Raw genomic sequence first — 17,161 nt, forward strand, 5'->3', positions numbered from 1 at the left:
CCTTATGGTATACATCAAAACAAAAGAGGGCGCATCGCTGTGGATCGCGCTCCTCGCAACGGCCATTGTGGCCGGGACGATGACGCTGCTCGATGCGGTGTGGTGGGTGACGCTGTGCGTCTGCGGCGCCATCTTTGTCGTCGTGGCGCTCGTGGCGCTGTTCATCATCCGCAAGTATGTGGCTTACAAGCTCAAACCGATCTATTCCATCGTGCTTTCGCGCGACGTGCATACGCACGAGATTTTCTCCGAGCTGAAGGACAAGCACGTCGAGAATATCGGCGAGGAACTCACGGCGTGGGCGGATACGAACGACAAGGAGATCGCCCGCCTCAAGGAGACCGAGCAGTTCCGCAAACAGTACCTGGGCAACGTGGCGCACGAGCTCAAAACCCCGATCTTCAATATCCAGGGGTATATCTCGACACTGCTCGACGGAGGCCTGGAGGACGAGCTCATCAACCGCAAATACCTCGAACGAGCCGAGAAGAGCATCGACCGCCTGATCAATATCGTCAACGACCTGGATACCATCTCAAAGCTGGAGAGCAACATGAACCGCCTCGAAATGGAGAAGTTCGACATCGTGGCGCTGACGAAGGAGATCGCCGAGCAGGCCGAGATGGAGGCCGACAAAAAAGGCATCCGGATTTCGATCAAGGGTGCCGACAACCTTCCCTCGCCGTTCTGGGTGCTGGCCGACAAACATTACATCGGCCAGGTCATCGTGAACCTCGTCATCAACTCGATCCGCTACGGGAAGGAGGGCGGCCTGACGCGCGTCCATTTCCGCGACATGCTCGACAAGATACTCGTCGAGGTGGAGGATAACGGATTGGGAATCAGCAAGGAGGATCTGCCCCGCGTCTTCGAGCGATTCTACCGCACCGACAAGGGCCGCTCGCGCGAACAGGGCGGTACGGGGCTCGGCCTGGCGATCGTGAAGCATATCATCGAAGCGCACGGCGAACGCATCAGCGTGCGCAGCGAACCGGGCGTGGGGAGTACCTTCTCGTTTACGCTCAAAAAAGTCAACCTGCAAGAACTGAATAAATGATACGACCGTTAAGCATCGTTTGGAATTTCGATCCGGTGTTCTTCTCCATCGGGTCGCTCGACATCCGCTATTACGGATTGATGTGGGCGCTGGCAATCCTGATCGGCGCCAAGTTTTTCGATAATTTCTGCAAGCGCGAGGGGCTTCCGTCGAAGGTCTCCGAGTCGATTTTTATCTATGGTACGCTGGCGACGATCATCGGGGCGCGGCTGGGGCACTGCCTCTTCTACGATCCGATGGAATACCTCAGCAAGCCGTGGACGATCATCACGGGTTTCCGGGACGGCGGCATGGCCAGCCACGGCGCCGCCATCGGCCTCTTGATCGGCCTTTGGCTTTTTTCGCGCAAGAACAAGCTGCCCTATATCTGGTCGCTCGACCGCATCATGATCGCGGTGGGCATCGGCGGTGCCGTCGTCCGGCTGGGCAACCTTTTCAATTCGGAGATCTTCGGCATGGCCACGACCCTGCCGTGGGGCTTCGAATTCGTCCGCTCGGCCAAGTGGGTGAACGAGTTCGCCCCCGCGGCGGTGCACCCGACCCAGATTTACGAGGCGCTCTGCTACCTGATCACCTTCGGCATCCTTTGCTGGCTCTATTATGCGAAGGACATCGCCCGTCGCCGTCCGGGCATCCTGTTCGGCATCGGGCTGATCGGGATTTTCCTGACGCGTTTCTTCATCGAGTTCATCAAGACCGAGCAGGAGGCGTTCGAACAGGGATGGGTGCTCGATATGGGGCAATGGCTGAGCATTCCGTTTATTGTGCTGGGTATTTACATGATTTACCGGGGACTGTCCGAGCCCGAGGTTACCCCCGTCCCGCTGCCGAAAGCCCCGGCAGCAACCCCAAAAAAGAAGAAACGATGAGCAATTACCCGATGGTCGATGAAGTGAACCGCCTTGTCGGCAACCTGCTTGCCGGCGGAAGCGGGGTGTTCCTGCCCGGCGTAGGGTCGCTCTTTGTCGAGCGGCGCGGTGCCAGGCGACTTTCCAAACGCACAGTCCTTCCTCCCTGCCGCGTAGTATCCTTCTCTTCGCAGCAGCAGGGGGTATCGCTTGTCGATGAACTGGCGCGTACGCTCCACTGCGACGCTGCCGGTGCGCAGGATGTTTACGACCGTTGGCTTTCCCGTACGCGCGAGGGCGACGTGCTGACCATGGAGGGCGTCGGCGTGCTCAAATTCAAGAATTTTACGCTTGCACCCGCTTTCGACCGGCTGCTGAACCCGCAGGGGCACGAACCCGTGCGGATCAAGCCCGCCCGTCAATTCGACTGGGCATTGTGGATCGGCGTTGCGGCGATCGTGATTGCGGCAGGTTTCGGCGGTGCCGAATTCCTGCGCACCAACTCTTCCGATATTCCGGAACCCGGTACGGCCGCCGAAGTAGCGCAGACCGTGCCCGCCGCGGATGCGGGGATTCCCGCCGATTCGTCCGCGACGGCCGGTGTGACGGACGACGGGACTGCGACGGCAGTTGCGGGAACGAAGGCTGCGGAAACCGACGTTGCCGGGAGCAGTGCTGCGGGTGCGGCCGGGACGGCGGATAGCGCCGGTGACCGTGCGGATGCCAAACCTGCCGGACTGCGTCCCGGGTCGGCGGCACGGGTCTCCACGGAGCCTGCATCGCTCGTTTCGGGACACCGGTATGTCGTGTTGGGGGTTTTCAGTACGCCGGAAAATGCGGCCCGTGCCGCCGCGGATGCCGAAGCCAGGGATGCATCGGTACGCTGCGGGGTCTACCGTTTCGGCAATAAATTCATGGTTTCACCTTTCGAGGCGCCCGATGCGGAGGCATGTACGTTGTTCATCCGTAATTATAGCGACCGTTTCCCCGGGCTGTGGACTTACACTGCCCGTTGATGCGTCTTTCCGAGCTGATAATCCGTTTCATCGACTGGTTCTACCGCCGGCCTGTTTCTGCGTTATTGCCGCGCCAGACGTTCCGTTATGCCGTTTGCGGCGGCGCGAACGTGGTTTTCGGCTGGGGGTGCTATTTCCTGCTCTATAATTTCGTGCTCGACAAGGAGCTGCTCGACCTCGGGTTCATCGCGGTTTCCCCGCATGTCGCGGCGATGCTGATTGTTTTTCCGCTGACCTTTTTCACCGGGTTTTGGCTGAACCGCCACGTGGCTTTCCGCCGTTCGCCGCTTGCCACGGGGACGCAGCTTTTCCGCTACCTCCTCTCCGTCGCCGGCTCGGTGGTGGTCAATTATCTCTTCCTGAAATTCTTCGTCGAGTTGTGCGGGTTTTGGGCGACGCCTTCGCAAATGATGGCCTCGCTGGGGACGATGGTGTACAGCTATCTGGCTGCCAAGTATTTCACCTTTCGCAACGCCGTCCGCGAATAACCGCGGGGCCGGGCGTGTCAGCCTTTCCGGTTCTCCTCCTTGAGTTTCTGCAGTTCGTACATCCTGTCGCGGAATTTCGCGGCGGCGAGGAAGTCGAGCGATTTGGCCGCACGTTCCATGTCTTCGCGCGCCTTGTCGATCAGCGTGTCGATGTTCTCGCTTGCGGCATAGGTTCTCTGTACGTCCGCGGCGGCCATGTAGTGGTCTTCGGCGAGCGGGTAGCTCGCCGCTATTTCCGGGACGTCGGTGCGCGCGGAGAGCAGGGTGCTTTGCCCCGTGCCGCTCTTCTGCGCCCGGCGCGGCAGCATGCCGTGCTCCATGTTGTAGCGCACCTGTTTCTCGCGCCGGCGGTTGCTCTGCTCGATGGCGAAGCGCATGGAGTCGGTGCAGGTGTCGGCATAGAGGATCACGTTGCCCTGTGAATGGCGCGCGGCGCGTCCCGCGATCTGCGTCAGCGACCGCACGTTGCGCAGGAAACCCTCCTTGTCGGCGTCGAGGATCGCCACCAGCGCCACTTCGGGCAGGTCGAGGCCTTCGCGCAGCAGGTTCACGCCCACCAGCACGTCGAACATTCCGGCCCGCAGGTCTTCCAGAATCTGGATGCGTTCCAGCGTATCCACGTCCGAGTGGATGTAACGGTTGCGCACGCCCACCCGGTCGAAATATTTCGAAAGTTCCTCGGCCATGCGTTTGGTGATGGTCGTCACGAGCACCTTGTCGTCGTCTTTCACGCGCTTGTCGATCTCCTCCAGCAGGTCGTCGATCTGGTTGGCTGTGACGCGCACCTCGAGCGGCGGGTCGACCAGCCCCGTGGGGCGGATCAGCTGTTCGACGATCACGCCTTCGCTCTTCATCAGTTCGTAGTCGGCGGGCGTGGCGCTCACGTAGATCGACGTGCCCTGCAACTGCTCGAACTCGGCGAAGGTCACCGGACGGTTGTCCTTGGCCGCCGGGAGTCGGAATCCGTACTCCACGAGGTTTTCCTTGCGGGCGCGGTCGCCGCCGTACATGGCGTGTACCTGCGGCAGCGTGACGTGGCTTTCGTCTACGACGAGCATGTAATCCTTCGGGAAATAGTCAATCAGGCAGAAAGGGCGCGTGCCCTCGGCGCGGCCGTCGAAATAACGCGAGTAGTTCTCGATGCCGGGGCAGTACCCCAACTCCTTGATCATCTCGACGTCGTATTCCACGCGCTGCTTGATGCGCTGCGCCTCCGTCGTGCGTCCGGCACGCTCGAAGAATTCGATCTGCCTGCCCAGATCCAGGTATATCTGTTGTACGGCGCAGTTGATGCGCTCCTTGGTGGTTACGAAGAGGCTCGTGGGGTAGAGCGTCAGGTTGTCGAGCGAGTGGATACGCTGCCCCGTCGCGGGGTCGATGGTCTGGATGGCCTCGACCTCGTTGTCGTAGAACATTACGCGGAAGCACTGGCTGCCGAATTCGCCGAAGGCCGCCATGATGTCCACCGTGTCGCCGTTGACGCGGAACGTCGCCGGTTCCAGGTCGCGTTCGGTGCGCGTGTAGAGCGCTTCGACCAGCTTGTAGAGGAAATGCTTGTAGCTGACGACCTGCCCGACCCGGATGTTGATGGCCGTGGCATGGAAATCCGCCGGGTTGCCGGCGCCGTAGAGGCACGATACGCTCGATACGACGATCACGTCGCGGCGCCCCGACAGCAGCGTGGCTACGGTGCGCAGGCGCAGTTTCTCGATCTCGGCGTTGATCGAAAGGTCTTTTTCGATGAAGGTGTCCGTCGAGGGGAGGTAGGCCTCCGGCTGGTAATAGTCGTAGTAGGAGACGAAATACTCCACGGCGTTCTCCGGGAAGAAATTGCGGAACTCGCCGTAAAGCTGCGCCGCGAGCGTCTTGTTGTGGCTCAGGACGAGCGTCGGGCGGTTCAGCTGCGCGATGACGTTGGCCACGGTGAAGGTCTTTCCCGAGCCTGTCACCCCCAGCAGGGTGTTATGTTTGGAGCCGTGCCGGATCGAGCCGACGAGCTGTGCGATCGCTTCCGGCTGGTCGCCCATCGGGGCGTAATCCGATACCAACTTGAAATCCATGGTGCAAAAGTAGGTAAAAAAAACGGTATGGTGAAATGTCGCCCCGGTTTGGCCAAGGCGGAGCGTCTGTTTTGAAACGTACCGGGGACAGTTAAAATTGTCCCGCCACGCCATATCCCTGGTAATAATGTATAGCTTTGTGCCGATAGATCGTGTGCAACGTATGAAGCTGTTCGAAAGCGAAGGCTGGAAGTCGTTCCGGCTCAATTCCCTGGCCGTGATCCTGGGTGTCGTCATTACGTTCGGGGGCGGGCGGCTTATTACGAACTGCCAGAAACGGCAGGATGCCCGGGAGATTGTCGGGCTGTTCAAGTCCGATGTGCTGCGCCACCTCGATATGTCGGAAGGGGTGATCGCCGATTTTACGACCGAGATGTATGCCATGCGGCAATGTGCCGCCGCATCCGGCCGCGGGGAGTTGGACAAGGTGCACGAAGATACGCTCCGCTGCGCCCTGAGCTTGTTTTTCTCCGTGCACGGGAAAATCAGGAGTGCTGCTTCCGCTGCCAGATGGATGACACGCTCGGTTCCGGGTTCATCACCCGAGGCTTGGTGCCTGCCTGCGGATTGAACGAGGCCATCCGCGCCGAGCTGGAAGACATCAGGACGGTTGGGTACTGATCTTCTCCGCCCGGCAAAAACTTTTTGCACCCCGCTAAGGGTTGGGGAATTATTGCTATCTTTGCAGACATGATCGACAGGGAAACAGTAGACCGCATTTATGCAGCCGCCAATATCGTGGATATTATCGGCGAGTACGTCACGCTCAAGCGCAAGGGCGTGAACTATCAGGCCTGCTGCCCGTTCCACAACGAGAAAACCCCGTCGTTCGTCGTGTCGCCCTCGAAGGGGGTATATAAATGCTTCGGCTGCGGCAAAGGCGGCAATGCCGTCACCTTCCTGATGGAGCATGAGAACATCACCTATCCCGAAGCGCTGAAGATGGTGGCCAAACGATACGGCATCGAGGTCAAGGAGAAGGAGATGTCCGAGGAAGAGGTACGCCGCAACGACGACCGCGAATCGATGTTCGCGCTCAACGGCTGGGCGGCCGATTATTTTGCCAACTACCTCCATCACGAGACCGAGGGGATGAGCGTGGGTATGGCTTACTTCCGCCAGAAACGCGGCATGACCGACGCCACGATCAAGAAGTTCGGCCTCGGGTTCTGCCCCGCGCGCGGCGACCGGATGTCGAAGGATGCGCTGGCGGCGGGATATAAAAAGGAGTTCTTGGTCTCTACCGGCCTTTCGCTCGAACGCGAGAGCGACGGTTCGCTCTACGACCGCTTCCGCGACCGGGTGATTTTCCCCGTACATAACATTTCGGGGCGCATCGTCGCTTTCGGCGGCCGTACGCTGCGTACCGACAAGACCGTTGCCAAGTACCAGAATTCGCCTGAGAGCGAGATATACAGCAAGAAACGTGAGCTGTACGGACTCTATTTCGCCAAGAAGGCGATCCAGCAGCTCGACTTCGCCATCATGGTCGAAGGCTATACCGATGTGATTTCGATGCACCAGGCGGGTGTCGAGAACGTCGTTTCGTCGTCCGGGACATCGCTCACGACCGAGCAGATACGCCTGCTGAACCGTTTTACGAAAAATATCACGGTCATTTACGACGGAGACTCGGCGGGTATCCACGCTTCGCTGCGCGGGATCGACATGATCCTCCGGGAGGGGATGAACGTGCGCGTGGTGCTGCTGCCCGAACCCGAGGATCCCGACTCCTTCGCCCGGGCGCACACTGCGGCCGAGGTGCAGGAATATATCCGGGCCAACGAACAGGATTTCCTGGCCTTCAAAGCGAAATTGCTGTTGGAGGCCGCCCAGGGCGACCCGATCCGGAAGGCGGCGCTGATCGCCGACATGGTGCAGTCGATCGCACAGATTCCCGATCCGATCCAGCGGTCGGTCTACATCAAGGAGTGCGCGCGGATCATGGACATCGACGAGAACATCCTGATCTCGGAGGTGGCGCGCAAGCGCATGGCGACGACCGGCGACCGCGAGGCCGACGAGTTCGTACGCCGCCAGACGGCATTGCGGCATGCGGAGCCTCCGCAGCCCGAGGTGGAATTCGTGAAGCAGGTCGAGGCCGGGAGCAGCAGCGAGGCGCTCGAACGCGAATTGGTGAAATACCTGCTCAAATACGGCCATTGTTCGTTCGAATTCAAGGAGGGGCGCACGATGGTGCCCTGCAACGTCGCGGAGGTGATCTTCCTGGAGCTGGACAGCGACGGGCTCGCGTTCCGCAATCCGTTATACAACAGTATTTTGGCTACTTACCGTGAGCAGTGGAAGATTCTCGGTACGGGGGTGGAAGTCCCGGCGCACTTTTTCCTGAACCATCCCGACCCGGAGGTGTGCAATGCCTCGGTCGACATCCTTACGTCGGACGACAATTACGTGGCCAGCCAGCTGTGGCGGCGCAAGGACATCCATGTCGAAAGCGATGCCGAGATGCTGGCCGTAGGGGTGCCGAAGGCCGTGACGCTCTACAAGTCGAAGGTGATCGAAAGCTATATCAAGGAGTGGCAGGCCAAGCTCGCGGACGAGAGCCTGACGGACGAGCAAGTCGGCGAGGTGATCCAGCGGCTGGCCGGGTTCAACAAGGTGAAAGTGACGATTGCAAAGAAATTGCAGCGGTTGATATTATGACCCGCGCCCGGCGGAGTGCCGGGCGGGGATATGCCGGGGTTTGAATATTAAAAGAAAAAAGGGGCGGGTCTCGGGTCGTACACGTATCACTACGCATACCGTGTGCAAACAGAAAATAAACAGAAAGATGTGTAAAACATATCAAAGATAAAAGAATTAGTTACCTTGACCGATTCCCACCCCTGCGAATAAATAGGCAATTATTGTGCCGATTCCGAATATATGAGTGAACAGAAAAAGATAAATATCCGTAACAAGCGCGCGACGTTCGACTATGAGATTCTGGAAGAGTACGTTGCGGGCATCGTGCTCGTCGGTACCGAGATCAAGTCCATCCGTGCGGGCAAGGCTTCGCTGACCGATTCGTTCTGTTATTTCGACAAGGGTGAGCTGTGGATACGGGGTGTCAACATCGCCGAATACGGGTGGGGCACCTGCAACAACCATGCGCCGCGCCGCGACCGGAAACTGCTGCTCAACCGCCGCGAGCTGGACAAGCTCCAGCGCGCGGGGCAGGACAAGGGCCTCACGATCGTGGGGCTGCGCCTGTTCCTGAACGAACGGGGGCTGGCCAAGGTCGTGGTCGGGCTGGCCCGGGGCCGGAAGACCTATGACAAGCGCGAATACCTGAAGGAAAACGATGCCAAGCGTGAGATCGACAAGGCGATGAAAAATTACAAACGATGATACGAGCTGTTTTCCTCGATGTGGACGGTACGCTGATCAGTTTCAAGACCCATGAAATACCCGCTTCGGCACGCGATGCCCTGGTGCGGGCGCATGCGCGGGGCATCCGGCTCTTTATCGCTACGGGGCGTGCGGCGAACGACCTCGCTCCGCTCGAGGGGATTCCCTACGACGGCGTGGTGTCGCTCAACGGCGCACGGTGTGTGGCTGCCGACGGGCGTGTGGTAAGCCAGCACCCGATCCCGCGGGCCGATTTCGAACGCGCCATGGAGCTCTCCTCGCAGATGGGATTCCCGCTGGCGCTGGAACTGGAGAGCGGCGTATTCGTCAACCGTGTGACCCCCGAGGTGGAACGGCTGGCGCATATGGTCGCGCATCCCGTGCCCGAGCAGACCGACCTCCGTGCGCTTTTCGGCCGGAGCGAGTGCTGCCAGATGTGTTTCTATCTGGATACGGAGACCGAACGGCGCGTCATGGCGCAGTTGCCCGGGCTTGCGGCGAGCCGGTGGTGCCCGATTTTCGCCGACATCAATGTCGCAGGCATCGACAAGGCCACGGGTATGAGGGAATTTATGTCCGCCTGCGGATTACGGGCTTCGGAGGTCGCGGCCTTCGGCGACGGCGGCAACGACGTGGCGATGTTGTCTGCCGCGGGGGTGGGGATTGCCATGGGCAATGCCTGCGACGAGGCGCTGAACGCCGCCGACTACGTGACCGCTACGGTCGACGACGACGGCATTGCCCGGGCGCTGGAGCACCTGGGTATTTTGGACGATTGAGTTTGAATTTATCGAAGATATGAGCTTGATTCTATGTATCGAGACCGGTACGGACGTTTGTTCGGTCGGTATTGCAAAGGACGGGGAGCTGCTTTCGCTGCGCGAGAGCGACGAGGGGCGCGACCATGCCCGCAAGGTCGGCGTGTTCGTCGACGAGCTTTTGCGCGAAACGGGCATTGCGCCCGATGAACTGGATGCCGTGGCCGTGGGCAAGGGCCCCGGCTCCTATACGGGGCTGCGGATCGGCGTTTCGTTCGCCAAGGGGCTGTGCTACGGGGTGCGTAAGCCGCTGGTGGCCGTCGGGTCGCTCGATGCGCTGGCCGAAGTGGCGCTCGAAGACTACGAAGCCGGAATTCTTTCCGTCCCCGACTGGGAACATGCCTGCCTTTGCCCGATGGTCGATGCCCGCCGCATGGAGGTCTATGCGCAGGTATTCGATACAACTGGCAAGCCCCTGAACGAAGTTTCGGCCGAGGTCGTCGACGGGGAGAGCTTTGCGCACTTCCGTTCGCAGGGGAGGCCGTTCGTGATCTTCGGCAGCGGGGCCCGCAAATGCGCCGGGATACTGCCCGACGCCGTGCTTGTCGAGGTAGCCCCTTCCGCACGCGGGCTTGCGCGGCTGGCCCAGCGTGCGCTCGATGCGGGATGCACGGAAGATATCGCCTATTTCGAACCTTTCTACCTGAAGGATTTTGTCGTTACGACGTCGAAGAAAAAGTTGTTCTGACGGCGTTCTTCATGCTGTGGCGTCCGGCATGGCCGTAAGGCCCCGGGCTTTTCGGGGTTGCTGTATGGCGAACCTTCAGAATCGGGGGTTCGGCGGGAGTATACCGGTATGACGGAAGCGGAGTTGATAAAATACCTGTCGGAGCGGTTTTATTCCGATTTTGCCGACACGGTGGCCCGGCGCGTGCGCGATGCGGGTGCCGTGGGGCTGCTGTATGAGGTGGTGACCTCCCGCTACGAGGGGTTGCCGCGTGCCGTGAGGCACAAGGTGGCTTTCCGGGGTGCGTATGTACTCGAGAAAATCTATTTCGACGCCCCGGATTCGTTCTTGCCCTATGCCGGTAAGTTTTGCGGGACGGATTTCCCGGCCTGCGCCGATCCCAGTGCCCGGCGTCACTTCGCAAAGGTCATGGCCGACCTGCTGGGGCGTTACTCGCCCGGGAGGCGGGATGTGGAGCGGATTGCGGAGGCCGCCGCCCGATGGGCGGTCGAGCCGGGGGCGAAGGTCGCCGTGAAGATTTGGGCGGTCGAGGTGCTGAAGCATTGCCGGCGACGTGTCGGCTGGGTTCAGGAGGTGTGGGACGACATCGTGGAGACGATGGCGCACGACGCAACGCCCGGGATCGAAGTGCGGATGCGCAAAAACTGGAGGGAACCCCGCAGACCGTGAGCCGGATTTTGTGCACGACATGGGAAATATCATCCTGCCGGAATAAGTAAAAGTCCGCCGAACATCGGCGGGCTTTTGCATGTTACAGGGGGCTTTGCCTCCTCCCGTGTTCCTCTGTGCCCGGGTATCCGGGCTGGCGCGCCGGGCATTTCGGTTATTCTTCGCCTCCGGCTCCGGGAACCGGATTCCCGCCCCCGGTTTCGGCGGCGGGGATGCCCGGGAGGTCGTCCTCCCCGGCGGTTTCGAGCGTGCGCGCGGAGTGCTGTTTCTTGGTTTGCAGGCGCGCCGTCCTGCGCAGCCGTTCCCCGACGCGGATGATGTTGTCGTTGCCCGTGCAGAGCCGTTTGTAGGCGTCGTCATAGGCGTCGCGTGCCTTGTCCAGTGCCGTGCCGACCCCTTCGAGCGAACCGGTGAAGGCCACCAGTTGTTCATAGAGTTTCAGCCCGCATGCGGCGATGTCTCTGGTGTTCTTGTCCTGGTCGTTGTATTTCCACAGGTCGGCGACCAGTTTGAGCAGGGCGAAAAGGTTCGTCGGCGACGAGATGATGACCTTCTTGTCGTAGGCGTCCGACCAAATGGCCGCGTCGTTCTGCAATGCGGCGAGGAAGGCCGGCTCGTTGGGGATGAACATGATGACGAAGTCGGGCGAGTTGAGCAGGCGCTGGTACTCCTTGCGTCCCAGTTCGTTGACGTGCTGGCGGACGGAGGCCGTGTGCGCTGCGAGGTAGCGGCGGCGCTCCTCTTCGGTCTCGGCCGAGGTGTAGCCTACGAAAGCCGTGAGCGAAACCTTCGAGTCGATGACGATGTCTTTCTTCTCGGGCAGGTGCAGCACGACGTCGGGGCGCAGGTTGTGTCCCTCGGCGTCCTTGATGTTGTATTGCGTTTCGTAGTGGATGCCCTTGATGAGCGCCGAACTGTCCAGGATCGTTTCCAGCAGCATTTCTCCCCAGTCGCCCTGCACTTTCGAATTGCCTTTCAGTGCGTTCGTCAGGTTCGTGGTCTCGGTCGTGATGCGCCGGTTGAGCTCCATCAGGTTTTTCAGTTCGGCCTTCAGTTCGCCGCGCTGAGCCGTCTGCGTGGTGTAGATGTCCTCGACGCGCTTGCGGAATTCGGCGATGTTGTCTCGGAAGGGTTTGAGCAGCACGTCGAGCGACTCCTTGTTGGTCTCCTTGAAATGCTTGGACTGCTCGCCCAGGATCTCGGTCGCAAGGTTGCGGAACTGGGCCCGGAAAGTCTCCTCCAGCTTTTCGCGCTCGGCTTTTTCGGCCGCGCGATCCTCGGCGTTCTTCGCGCGCAGCGATGCGATCTCGGACTCGGACGAGGCGCGGAGTGCCGCCAGTTCCGCTTCGGTACGCGTCCGCTGCTCGGTCAGCGCCTGCACCTGTCCTTCGTAGCGCTGCCGCAACTCTTTTTCCGCGGACAAGGCTTGTTCCGCGGCGGCCAGCCGGGCTTCGGCCGCCGCCAGCCGTGACGTGGCATCGCGCTCGCGGGCTTCGGAGGCTTGGTTATCAGCGGCAAGCCGCCGGGTGTCCCTGCGCCAGAGTACGAGGAACAGGGCGACGGGCACTGCCAGGCTGCACGTAGCGGCCAATATGAAAAGGGTGGTAGGAGTCATCGTGTGTTTTTGTGTCTGTTTCCATGCAAAAATAGCAATTTATTCCCGGAAAAACACCCCGTACCGGGGCATGTGCGTTAATTTAGCCCCGCAACGCAATTTTTAGTCCCGATGTCGCAGGTTGTTACGTATTTTTTTATAGCTTTGTTTGTTCCAAATACGGATTCAAATAATTTCGAATATGAAAAAAACGTTACGATCCCTGAAGCTGGCCTGCCTCGCTGCAGTGTCCATGCTGGTTGTTTCCTGCGGCGGAAGTGCCGATTACCGCAACTTCCTGCCTGCCGATTCCTTTATGACGATGTCGGTCAACCCCGCTTCGCTTCTGCAGAAGAGCGATGCCGGCGATATCGAGCAGCATCCGCTCTTCATCCGGCTCAAGGCCGAGCTCGACAAGGCCGATGGCATCACTGCCGAAGAGAAGGAATACCTGCTGGCCCTGCTGAAGAACCCCTGTGAATCGGGTATCGACCTGAAAAAAGACCTGTTCTTCTTCATCTCGATGGATGGCGCGATGCAGTCCCCGAATGTCCGGGGCGGTGTGTTGCTGCCTATCGGCGATAAGGCGAAACTGGACGCGCTGCTCGCCCGTATCAACGAGAAAAGCGGCATTGCACCCCGGAACGAGGGCGGTATCTCGGTCATCGCATTGGGCGAGGACAGCTCCGTGAGCGGGTTGTGCGCCTACAACGATGTGGCTGTCATGCTCTATTTCGCGCAGGGTTCGTCGCAAAGCGGACTCGATGCCGTTAAGAAACTCTTTGCCCAGAAGAGCGGCGAGAGCCTGATGGGTGACAAAGTCGTTGCCGGGCAGCTCTCCGAGAAGAACGACATCAACATGGTGATGGTCTATTCGGCACTGGTGTCGATAATGGATAGCAACCCGATGATGAGTTCGATGCCGATGATGGAAGCCCTCAAGGGTGCCACGCTGGCAAGTTCCGTCAATTTCGAGAAGGGACGGATCGTTTGCGATGCCGCCGTGTCGTACAAGGACAAGGAGAGCGAACAGAAGATGATGGATTTCTACGCCTACGTGAAGCCCCAGACAGGCGCCCTGTTGCGCTACGTACCCCGGAATACGATCGGTGCGATGGCCTACGGCCTCGACGGCGAGAAGATGTACTCGGTATTCTCCGCAATGCCCGGTTACGGGATGCTGATGGCCAACCCGATGGTCAAGCAAGTGATGGATGCTTTCAGCGGCGACTGCGTGATCTCGTTCTCAGGGATGACAGCCGACGGCCAGTATCCCGTGGCGTCGCTGCTGGCCCAGGTGAAGGATCCCGCCGTGTTGCAGACGATCGTCTCCAACCTCTCCGGTATGCCCATCCAGAAGGCAGGCGAAGGCGAATATACGATCAGCATGGGCGGTGTCACGGTGCTGTTCGGCGTGAAGGGCGATGTGTTTTACTGTACGACCGATGCGGTCGTGAAATCGGCGCTCGACGGTGCGGACATCGAATCGCTGGCTTCGATGAGCAAGATATTCAAGGGCCAGTCGGGAAGCTTCTACGTCGATTTCGAGGGTGTGACCGCGCTGACCGCGCAGCTTGTCGGCGGTAATGTCGACCCGCAGGTCGAGGCCGCGCTCTCCGTGCTGGCCATGTTCGAAGACCTGGAAGCCTATGGTACGATGAAGGGCGGGACTGCCGTAATCAATATGACGGACAAGGAGCAGAATTCCTTTAAGACTGTCTGCGACAAAATTGGCGAACTGATCCGCCGGTACGTACCGGAGGTCAATTTGTAATAACCTTCGGGGTTTATGGTAAACGGCCGTCCGGGATTCGAACGGCCGTTTACCTTGAAATAAAGAAGGTATGGAATCGATAACTTTGCAACGGGTGCTGCCCTGCGTGTTCGCGGGGGAAGCGGCTCCGCGGGATTCGGGGGTCTGGTCGCAGGAGGTGACCTTCCGCAAGGGGGAGTACTGCCTGCTCGAGGCTGCTTCGGGAACGGGGAAAACTTCGCTGTGCCACTTTCTCTACGGCATCCGGGAGGATTACGCGGGGCGGATACTCTTCGACGGGGCGGATTGCCGCGGCTTTTCCGCCGCGGCGTGGAGTGCCCTGCGCCGCAGGTCGCTGAGTATGCTTTTCCAGGATCTGCGCCTTTTCGGCGAACTGACCGTCGCGGAGAATATCGCCCTGAAAAACGAGCTCACGCATTTCAAGACGCAGGAGCAGATCGGGCGAATGCTCGAGACTGCGGGTATCGCCGACAAGCGGGATGCCCCGGTCGATAAGCTCTCCTTCGGACAGCAGCAGCGCGTGGCCTTCATCCGCTGCATGTGCCAGCCGTTCGATTTCATCCTGCTCGACGAGCCTGTCAGCCACCTCGATGCCGCTAACGGGGAGTTGCTCAGCGGGATGCTGCTGGAAGAGGCGCAGGCGCAGGGGGCGGGCATCGTCGTCACCTCGGTGGGCAGCCGGCTCGGGCTTCCCTACCATAAAACCCTTACGCTATGACGCTGCTTTGGAAATTGTTGCGCAGCCATCTGAGCGTCGCGCAGACCGTAGGTTTCGCCCTCGCCGGGGTCGTGGGCATGACCATCGTGCTCACCTCGGTGCAGGCTTACCGCGATGTCATGCCGGTCTTCGATGCCCCCGATTCGTTCATGCGGGGCGATTATTTGGTGCTTTCGAAACGGGTCGGCGCACTCCAGACGATCGGGCTGGGGAGCAGCGACTTTACCCCCGCGGAGCTGGAGGAGTTGAAGGAACAGCCTTTCGTCCGGGACGTCGGGGCTTTCACGCCGGCGGACTACCGGGTGAAGGGGACGGTGGGCATGGGCGGCGTACAGCTCTCTACCTACCTCTTTTTTGAGGCGGTGCCCGACCGTTTTCTCGATGTCGCCTCCGGGAAGTGGAAATACGAACCCGGCGACGGGGATATCCCCATCATCATCCCGCGCAATTACCTGAACCTCTACAATTACGGGTTTGCCAAGTCGCAGGGGCTGCCGCAGATTTCGGAGGGGATATTCCAGCGGGTTTCGCTCGGCATCGAGGTCGCCGGCAACGGGCGCACGGAACAGTTCCGGGGCCGTATCGTCGGGTTGTCGAACCGCCTCAATACGATCCTCGTCCCGGAGTCTTTCATCCGCTGGTCGAACGGGCGGTTCGGCCAGGGCGGGGAGAAACAGGCATCGCGGGTCATCGTCGAGACCGACCGCCCTGTCGATGCCGCGATTTCGGCTTACCTCGACGGCAAGGGCTATGAGGCAGAAGGCGACCGCCGTGACAGTGGGAAGGCTGCCTATTTCCTGCAACTTGCGGCCGGAGGGCTCGGAGGGGTGGGACTGGTGTTCAGCGTGATGTCTTTCTACATTCTGATGCTGAGCATTTTCCTGCTTTTGCAGAAGAACAGCGCGAAACTGGAGACCCTGCTTCTGCTGGGTTATGCACCGGGGCGTGTGGCACGGCCGTATTGGTTGCTGACCCTGTGGCTCAACCTGGGTGTCCTCGTCGTGGCCGTGGTGCTGTCGTGGCTGGTGCGTATGTGGTACCTGCCCGAACTGGCGGCATTGCAGGAGGGGTATGCCCCCTCCGGGGTCGGCGTTACATGGGTATGCGGCATAGGGCTTGCATTGCTGCTTTCGCTGTCCAACGGCATTGCGATACGCCGGAGGATCGACACCCTGAACCGGAAAAGATCCTGACCGGCAGTTCTTTCGGGACGGAATCCCCGGAAAGACCGTGCGACAGGGAACCGGCATTCGGAATCCCGAACTGCAACCCCGAACCCCAAAACCCGGGTTTGCGGGGACGGAATCCCGCTCCGAAGCGTGGGAAACTGCCGGGAAATGACTATATTTGTCGTAAGTAATATTCGAACCATGAACAGAATCGTAGCACCTTCGATGCTTTCGGCCGATTTCGGCCACCTGGAACGCGACACGCAGATGGTCGACCGCAGTGCGGCCGAGTGGGTACATATCGACGTGATGGACGGCGTGTTCGTCCCCAATATTTCCTTCGGGTTTCCGGTGCTGAAGGCCATCCGCAAGGTGACCGCAAAGTGCCTCGACGTGCACCTGATGATCGTCGAGCCGGAGCGTTACGTAGCGCGTTTCGCCGAGGCGGGCGCCGACATCGTGACCTTCCATTACGAAGCCACGTACGATCCCAGGGGGTGCATCGAAATGATCCGCAAGGCCGGTGCGAAGGCCGGGGTGTCGATCAAGCCGGCGACTTCGGTCGAGGTGCTGCGCGATATCCTCCCGCTGGTCGACCTGGTGCTGGTGATGAGCGTCGAACCCGGTTTCGGCGGGCAGTCGTTCATCCCGGCTTCGATCGGGAAGATCGAAGCCCTGCGGGCGATGGCCCGGGAGCTGGGCTTGCAGACCGTCATCGAGGTCGACGGCGGCATCTCGTCGCACAATGCCCGCGAGGTTTATCAGGCGGGTGCCGACGTGCTGGTTGCCGGCAATGCCGTTTTCGGTGCCGCAGACCCGCAGGCCGAAATCGTGCGGATGCTCAACGCCTGAACCTGCGTTCGGCCTCGCGGATGAACCGCAGGTGGCGTTCCGACTTTTCCATGGCAGTG

The 17,161-nt window shown here is 60.2% G+C and carries 16 protein-coding genes; 14 read left to right on the forward strand and 2 right to left on the reverse strand.

What is annotated here, in order from left to right:
• Positions 1-4 precede the first annotated feature (4 nt).
• Genes DW189_RS00670 through DW189_RS00685 form a run of 4 tightly spaced genes read left to right on the forward strand, consistent with a single transcriptional unit; the run spans position 5 to position 3,409 of the window.
• On the forward strand, positions 5-1,057 hold the full coding sequence (locus DW189_RS00670; RefSeq protein WP_117506514.1) for an ATP-binding protein: 1,053 nt from the start codon (positions 5-7) through the stop codon (positions 1,055-1,057).
• Entirely contained in the window at positions 1,054-1,926 is an 873-nt protein-coding gene (gene lgt / locus DW189_RS00675; RefSeq protein WP_117506515.1) for a prolipoprotein diacylglyceryl transferase, read from the forward strand. Before DW189_RS00670 ends, lgt begins: the two co-directional genes overlap by 4 nt.
• Positions 1,923-2,921 (forward strand): hypothetical protein, encoded by a 999-nt coding sequence (locus DW189_RS00680; RefSeq protein ID WP_117506516.1) that lies wholly within the window; start codon positions 1,923-1,925, stop codon positions 2,919-2,921. Before lgt ends, DW189_RS00680 begins: the two co-directional genes overlap by 4 nt.
• The gene (locus tag DW189_RS00685; RefSeq protein WP_018695278.1) at positions 2,921-3,409 is read left to right on the forward strand and encodes a GtrA family protein; all 489 of its coding nucleotides are present in this window, start codon (positions 2,921-2,923) and stop codon (positions 3,407-3,409) included. Before DW189_RS00680 ends, DW189_RS00685 begins: the two co-directional genes overlap by 1 nt.
• A 17-nt stretch (positions 3,410-3,426) precedes the next feature.
• On the opposite strand, the gene uvrB is transcribed toward DW189_RS00685, so the two are convergent.
• Positions 3,427-5,469, reverse strand: coding sequence for an excinuclease ABC subunit UvrB (gene uvrB, locus DW189_RS00690; RefSeq protein ID WP_055204316.1), 2,043 nt, complete (start codon positions 5,467-5,469; stop codon positions 3,427-3,429).
• A 163-nt stretch (positions 5,470-5,632) separates the two neighbouring features.
• Here uvrB and DW189_RS00695 point away from each other — a divergent pair, with 163 nt between their 5' ends.
• From DW189_RS00695 to DW189_RS00720, 6 genes are all read left to right on the forward strand, one after another.
• Positions 5,633-6,040, forward strand: coding sequence for a hypothetical protein (locus tag DW189_RS00695; RefSeq protein ID WP_055204314.1), 408 nt, complete (start codon positions 5,633-5,635; stop codon positions 6,038-6,040).
• Between the two features lie 119 nt (positions 6,041-6,159).
• The gene (dnaG, locus tag DW189_RS00700; protein ID WP_117506517.1) at positions 6,160-8,133 is read left to right on the forward strand and encodes a DNA primase; all 1,974 of its coding nucleotides are present in this window, start codon (positions 6,160-6,162) and stop codon (positions 8,131-8,133) included.
• Positions 8,134-8,355: 222 nt separating this feature from the next.
• Positions 8,356-8,820 (forward strand): SsrA-binding protein SmpB, encoded by a 465-nt coding sequence (gene smpB / locus DW189_RS00705; RefSeq protein WP_018695282.1) that lies wholly within the window; start codon positions 8,356-8,358, stop codon positions 8,818-8,820.
• A complete protein-coding gene (locus DW189_RS00710) occupies positions 8,817-9,599 on the forward strand; it encodes a Cof-type HAD-IIB family hydrolase (protein ID WP_117506518.1) in 783 nt (260 codons plus the stop codon). Before smpB ends, DW189_RS00710 begins: the two co-directional genes overlap by 4 nt.
• A 19-nt stretch (positions 9,600-9,618) precedes the next feature.
• On the forward strand, positions 9,619-10,326 hold the full coding sequence (gene tsaB, locus DW189_RS00715) for a tRNA (adenosine(37)-N6)-threonylcarbamoyltransferase complex dimerization subunit type 1 TsaB (RefSeq protein ID WP_055211232.1): 708 nt from the start codon (positions 9,619-9,621) through the stop codon (positions 10,324-10,326).
• Positions 10,327-10,434: 108 nt separating this feature from the next.
• The gene (locus tag DW189_RS00720) at positions 10,435-10,995 is read left to right on the forward strand and encodes a hypothetical protein (protein ID WP_117506519.1); all 561 of its coding nucleotides are present in this window, start codon (positions 10,435-10,437) and stop codon (positions 10,993-10,995) included.
• A 154-nt stretch (positions 10,996-11,149) separates the two neighbouring features.
• On the opposite strand, the gene rmuC is transcribed toward DW189_RS00720, so the two are convergent.
• A complete protein-coding gene (gene rmuC / locus DW189_RS00725) occupies positions 11,150-12,610 on the reverse strand; it encodes a DNA recombination protein RmuC (protein ID WP_117506520.1) in 1,461 nt (486 codons plus the stop codon).
• Between the two features lie 181 nt (positions 12,611-12,791).
• On the opposite strand from rmuC, the gene DW189_RS00730 reads away from it, so the two are divergent.
• The 4 genes from DW189_RS00730 to rpe all read left to right on the forward strand — a co-directional run bounded on the left by DW189_RS00730 (position 12,792) and on the right by rpe (position 17,102).
• Positions 12,792-14,363, forward strand: coding sequence for a DUF4836 family protein (locus DW189_RS00730; protein ID WP_117506521.1), 1,572 nt, complete (start codon positions 12,792-12,794; stop codon positions 14,361-14,363).
• A gap of 70 nt (positions 14,364-14,433) precedes the next feature.
• Positions 14,434-15,081: an ATP-binding cassette domain-containing protein gene (locus DW189_RS00735; RefSeq protein ID WP_117506522.1), complete on the forward strand. Its 648-nt coding sequence runs from the start codon at positions 14,434-14,436 to the stop codon at positions 15,079-15,081.
• A complete protein-coding gene (locus tag DW189_RS00740; protein WP_117506523.1) occupies positions 15,078-16,274 on the forward strand; it encodes an ABC transporter permease in 1,197 nt (398 codons plus the stop codon). Before DW189_RS00735 ends, DW189_RS00740 begins: the two co-directional genes overlap by 4 nt.
• A gap of 177 nt (positions 16,275-16,451) precedes the next feature.
• On the forward strand, positions 16,452-17,102 hold the full coding sequence (rpe, locus tag DW189_RS00745; RefSeq protein ID WP_081918763.1) for a ribulose-phosphate 3-epimerase: 651 nt from the start codon (positions 16,452-16,454) through the stop codon (positions 17,100-17,102).
• The last annotated feature ends 59 nt before the right edge of the window (positions 17,103-17,161 follow it).

Source organism: Alistipes sp. AM16-43, from assembly GCF_003435745.1.
Taxonomy (GTDB): Bacteria; Bacteroidota; Bacteroidia; order Bacteroidales; family Rikenellaceae; genus Alistipes; species Alistipes onderdonkii.

Bases quoted from the DNA above. Each gene is read 5' to 3' on its own strand.
- DW189_RS00740 (WP_117506523.1), top strand. From the start codon at position 15,078: ATGACGCTGCTTTGGAAATTGTTGCGCAGCCATCTGAGCGTCGCGCAG.
- DW189_RS00730 (WP_117506521.1), top strand. From the start codon at position 12,792: ATGAAAAAAACGTTACGATCCCTGAAGCTGGCCTGCCTCGCTGCAGTG.
- DW189_RS00720 (WP_117506519.1), top strand. From the start codon at position 10,435: ATGACGGAAGCGGAGTTGATAAAATACCTGTCGGAGCGGTTTTATTCC.
- DW189_RS00735 (WP_117506522.1), top strand. From the start codon at position 14,434: ATGGAATCGATAACTTTGCAACGGGTGCTGCCCTGCGTGTTCGCGGGG.
- lgt (WP_117506515.1), top strand. From the start codon at position 1,054: ATGATACGACCGTTAAGCATCGTTTGGAATTTCGATCCGGTGTTCTTC.
- dnaG (WP_117506517.1), top strand. From the start codon at position 6,160: ATGATCGACAGGGAAACAGTAGACCGCATTTATGCAGCCGCCAATATC.
- rpe (WP_081918763.1), top strand. From the start codon at position 16,452: ATGAACAGAATCGTAGCACCTTCGATGCTTTCGGCCGATTTCGGCCAC.
- uvrB (WP_055204316.1), bottom strand. From the start codon at position 5,469: ATGGATTTCAAGTTGGTATCGGATTACGCCCCGATGGGCGACCAGCCG.
- rmuC (WP_117506520.1), bottom strand. From the start codon at position 12,610: ATGACTCCTACCACCCTTTTCATATTGGCCGCTACGTGCAGCCTGGCA.
- smpB (WP_018695282.1), top strand. From the start codon at position 8,356: ATGAGTGAACAGAAAAAGATAAATATCCGTAACAAGCGCGCGACGTTC.
- DW189_RS00680 (WP_117506516.1), top strand. From the start codon at position 1,923: ATGAGCAATTACCCGATGGTCGATGAAGTGAACCGCCTTGTCGGCAAC.
- DW189_RS00670 (WP_117506514.1), top strand. From the start codon at position 5: ATGGTATACATCAAAACAAAAGAGGGCGCATCGCTGTGGATCGCGCTC.
- DW189_RS00685 (WP_018695278.1), top strand. From the start codon at position 2,921: ATGCGTCTTTCCGAGCTGATAATCCGTTTCATCGACTGGTTCTACCGC.
- tsaB (WP_055211232.1), top strand. From the start codon at position 9,619: ATGAGCTTGATTCTATGTATCGAGACCGGTACGGACGTTTGTTCGGTC.
- DW189_RS00710 (WP_117506518.1), top strand. From the start codon at position 8,817: ATGATACGAGCTGTTTTCCTCGATGTGGACGGTACGCTGATCAGTTTC.
- DW189_RS00695 (WP_055204314.1), top strand. From the start codon at position 5,633: ATGAAGCTGTTCGAAAGCGAAGGCTGGAAGTCGTTCCGGCTCAATTCC.